A 4,143-nucleotide genomic window follows, 5' to 3' on the forward strand; every position below is an offset into this window, starting at 1 on the left:
CAGCGTTTTGCGAATAAAGAACTTAAACAGCTTGGTCAACAGCCAAAAAATGATAAACACCGCAATCGCGATGCAGATATAGGGAACCCGCTGCCAAAAACTGTCGATGATCTTATCAATCGTGGTATAGGCATCATGGTATTTTTCAGTATGAGTCAATACAGTCTGCGTGGTTTTGGCACCTGCTTTCTGGATCAGTTCACCTGTGTCCTTGGCGACATTGGTCAGTGTTGTTTGTTCATTTGCCACAGAAAAATCTCTATTTCGCAAAGTGGGATGGAGTGGGAAGCAATCATAATAAATTTATCGCAAATATGCATGTAAAGTTCAGTTGTTGTTTCACCCCACTTATGCTCTGGAAACCTAAAAGTATTCAGTGGTGTTCTGGATCATCTGTGTTGGCCCCTCCCATAAGTCTGGGCTGGCAAAATAATAGAAAAACATGAAGATAAACAGTAGCATCAAGATACTCAGGATGATCACGATCCATGCCAGCAGCTTTTCCCATGTGGTGGATGGGCGGATATCGCCATAATCATTGCGATAGGGCGTACCTGGGGCAAGTAACACATAGAATGTAAACAGCAACTGGATAAGGGGGACGAGCAGCAGCAGGCTCAGCCAACCTGTTTTATTCAGATCGTGTAAACGTCGGATCAAAAAAACGATCTGAAAATAAAAGCCAGCAAACCAGAGTGCAATCAGCGCAAATCCTCCGATTCCTGAAAATGCAGATAAGATCGGTTCATGAATCTGTACATTATTTACACTTAGACTCGCCGAAATTGTGATAATAAGAATGAAAAGAACCGTCCAACTGATACTCAGGAAACCATACCAGCCCAGATAGCTGAGTCGGTTAAACCGCCCCTTGGCGGATAAGGGATGGTCATTGATAGGCTGTGTCTGGGAGGAGAGGGGAGGATTCAACATCATATTTTCCTATTTTTTGTTTATTAAATCTTTTAAGGTATGGCCAATGATCAAAATAATCACTTATTTTAAAAACAAAAAACATAGACAAGCAGTTCAAATTTAAATTATTTTGAGTAAATTTTTGAAAATAAACTGAGCGTAACATTCCTACGACCAAAGCCGCATTGTTTAGTCTTGTAAATGTTGTCCATACTGCAAGAGAGAACAAAACATACCAGAAGAATAGATATGACCATCTAGGGTATGAAATAAAAAACCAAGGAAGTAAGCTATGAAAGACATCTACCCAGTGCCTGATAAATTCAAAGAAACGGCAAGAATCTCAGAAGCAGACTATTTCAAACGTTACCAGCATTCCATTGAGCAACCTGAAGTATTTTGGGTGGAAGAAGCGCAAAAGATTGACTGGATTAAGCCCTTTACCCAGGTCAAGAATACCAGTTTTAGTCAGGATGACTTCAGGATTGAATGGTTCGCCGATGGTGAGCTGAATGTCTCCGCAAACTGCCTGGACCGTCATCTCAAGGATAATCCATTAAAACCTGCCATTATCTGGGAAGGTGACCATCCATCACGCCATAAAATCATCTCCTTTGCCGAGTTGCATGATGAGGTGTGCCGTTTTGCCAATGTGTTGAAGAAACAAGGAATTCGAAAAGGCGACAGAGTGGTGCTGTACATGCCAATGGTGCCTGAAGCTGCGATTGCCATGCTGGCATGTGCCCGCATTGGTGCGGTGCACTGCGTGGTGTTCGGTGGTTTCTCACCCGATTCATTGGCAAGCCGTATTGAGGACAGTCAGGCCAAACTGGTGATTACCGCCGATGCGGGAATGCGTGGTGGCAAGCTGATCCCATTGAAAGAAAATGTTGATGCCGCCCTGGATATTCAGGGAACAGACAGTGTAGAGAACGTAATTGTGGTGCACCGTACAGGCAACCCGATTCAGTTTAATGAGGCGCTTGACATCTGGTATCACCTTGCCATTATGGAAGTGGATGAGCACTGTCCGCCCGAGCCGATGAAAGCGGAAGACCCACTTTTCATCCTTTACACCTCTGGTTCAACAGGCAAGCCAAAAGGGGTGCTGCATACCACGGGTGGCTATCTGGTTTACGTCAACACCACCTTTAGGGAAGTGTTTGACCTTAAAGAGGATGACGTGTACTGGTGTACCGCAGATGTGGGCTGGATTACAGGGCATAGCTACCTGTTGTATGGTCCACTCAGCAATGCCACCACAACGGTGATGTTTGAGGGGATTCCACAGTATCCAACATGGGCGCGTATCGGCCATGTGATTGACAAGCACAATGTCACCATCCTCTATACCGCACCAACCGCCATTCGCGCCATGATGCGCGAGGGTGATGCCTATGTGCGTGAAAGTGACCGCAGTAGTTTACGTTTGCTGGGTTCAGTGGGTGAGCCAATCAACCCAGAAGCGTGGAACTGGTACTATGAAGTCGTTGGTGAAAGCCGTTGCCCGATTGTGGACACATGGTGGCAGACTGAAACAGGTGGAATCCTGATCTCACCACTGCCAGGTGCAACCGCATTGAAACCAGGTTCTGCGACCCGTCCATTCTTTGGGGTGCAGCCTGCCCTTGTTGATGGTGAGGGCAATGAGCTGGAGGGAGCGACTGAGGGCAATCTGGTGATTAAAGACTCATGGCCAGGTCAGATGCGGACCATCTGGGGCGATCCAGAACGCTTTATTGAAGCCTATTTCTCCACCTTTAAAGGCTGTTATTTCACTGGCGATGGTGCGCGCCGTGATGAAGATGGCTACTACTGGATTACGGGCCGTGTGGATGATGTCCTCAACGTTTCAGGTCACCGTTTAGGTACAGCAGAAATTGAAAGTGCCCTGGTTGCACATGAGGCGGTTGCCGAAGCTGCGGTAGTCGGAATGCCGCATGACATCAAGGGACAGGGAATCTGTACTTTTGTCACCTTACAGGCTGATGTCGCTGAATCAGAGGAATTGCGTAAGGAGCTGGTCAACTGGGTGCGTAAGGTACTTGGACCAGTGGCAACGCCTGATGCCTTGCACTGGGCACCTGCCTTGCCAAAAACCCGTTCAGGCAAGATTATGCGCCGTATCCTGAGAAAGATCGCCGCCAATGAACTAGATACACTGGGTGATACCTCAACCCTGGCTGAACCAGCGGTGGTGGATGCCCTCATTGCAACGGTTTATCCAGACAGATAAGCCTTATCCAAATAATAAAAGACAAGAGCGTTCAAGTGAACGCTCTTTTTTATGAGCAGCATTTAATGGTCAGTCAGGAAAATTGAAACCTGCCGAAAATAAAAAGCCCCAAGCCGAGTCCTGGGGCAATAATACTTGCCATTACTTTATTTTTCTTCTTATCAAGTCTAAAAACGAATTATTTCTTTATGCAACGTGGTTTAGATTTTTTTGTGGTTTTGGATGGAGGCGGGATTCTGCCGCATCCAGATCAGGTACTGCCGCTGAGGGGAGTACATCCGCCTGTTCAATCTGTTTGTTAATGCTGAGATTCTGGTTGGCCTGTTCGGTTTTTGCCCTAGTTGCCGCCGCACGCTGACCCTTGGCAGGTGCCCACTCCAGAATTGGTAAGGCACGCGCTACAGCCAGGGTCACACGGTCTGACAGTTGCTCACTTTTTACCGTGTATTCAGGTGTAAAGTCCCGATCGGTGGCATATACGCCTATCGGTAGGGTCTGTGCCTGAAAAAAGCTAAATAGCGGACGTAGCTGATGCTCCAGCACCAGTGCATGCCGATCACTACCACCTGAAGCCGCCAGCAATACAGGAACATCGACTAAAGCAGTCTGTTCAACAAAGTCGAAGAAGTGTTTAAATAAACCAGTGAATGATGCACGGTAAACGGGTGTGCCCACAATCAGGGCATCTGCCGCCTCAACTGCGGCAAGGTCATCCTGTACACGCTGTGGTAGTTGGTTACGGTAAATGGCGCCACCCAATAAAGGACCAATTTCACTGAGTTTAATGAAATGCACCTTAATGCTGATTGCTTCTGAAAGTTCATCAAGGATGGCCTGAAATAAACTTTCAGTTTTAGAGGGACTATTTAGCCCGCCTGAAACGGCAACAATGTTGAGGGGAGTGGCGATTGTCTGGTGATTTGGCATGGTTGGGCCTGGGCAGTTTTCCTGAATTTCCCCTATTTATCTGCCTGAATATGCTGGCTGTAAAA

General features: G+C 46.9%; 3 protein-coding genes and 1 pseudogene. 1 reads left to right on the forward strand and 3 read right to left on the reverse strand.

Annotation, left to right across the window (positions count from 1 at the left end):
• Nucleotides 1-249 (reverse strand): annotated as a pseudogene (locus B4H32_RS01345) (mechanosensitive ion channel family protein); the annotation flags it as partial.
• A gap of 114 nt (nt 250-363) precedes the next feature.
• Nucleotides 364-933 (reverse strand): DUF805 domain-containing protein, encoded by a 570-nt coding sequence (locus B4H32_RS01350; RefSeq protein WP_286799389.1) that lies wholly within the window; start codon nt 931-933, stop codon nt 364-366.
• A 274-nt stretch (nt 934-1,207) separates the two neighbouring features.
• On the opposite strand from B4H32_RS01350, the gene acs reads away from it, so the two are divergent.
• The gene (acs, locus tag B4H32_RS01355; RefSeq protein WP_286799391.1) at nt 1,208-3,151 is read left to right on the forward strand and encodes an acetate--CoA ligase; all 1,944 of its coding nucleotides are present in this window, start codon (nt 1,208-1,210) and stop codon (nt 3,149-3,151) included.
• Between the two features lie 186 nt (nt 3,152-3,337).
• Here the strand turns inward: acs and msuE are convergent, their stop codons facing one another.
• Complete coding sequence (gene msuE / locus B4H32_RS01360) at nt 3,338-4,078, reverse strand: FMN reductase (RefSeq protein WP_286799393.1); 741 nt, start codon at nt 4,076-4,078, stop codon at nt 3,338-3,340.
• Nucleotides 4,079-4,143: the final 65 nt, after the last annotated feature.

The sequence above is a fragment of the Acinetobacter sp. UBA2063 genome (assembly GCF_002333245.1).
GTDB classification, from domain to species: domain Bacteria; phylum Pseudomonadota; class Gammaproteobacteria; order Pseudomonadales; family Moraxellaceae; genus Acinetobacter; species Acinetobacter parvus.

Excerpts from the sequence above, each read along its gene's own strand:
- acs (WP_286799391.1), top strand. The coding sequence starts at position 1,208 with ATGAAAGACATCTACCCAGTGCCTGATAAATTCAAAGAAACGGCAAGA.
- msuE (WP_286799393.1), bottom strand. The coding sequence starts at position 4,078 with ATGCCAAATCACCAGACAATCGCCACTCCCCTCAACATTGTTGCCGTT.
- B4H32_RS01350 (WP_286799389.1), bottom strand. The coding sequence starts at position 933 with ATGTTGAATCCTCCCCTCTCCTCCCAGACACAGCCTATCAATGACCAT.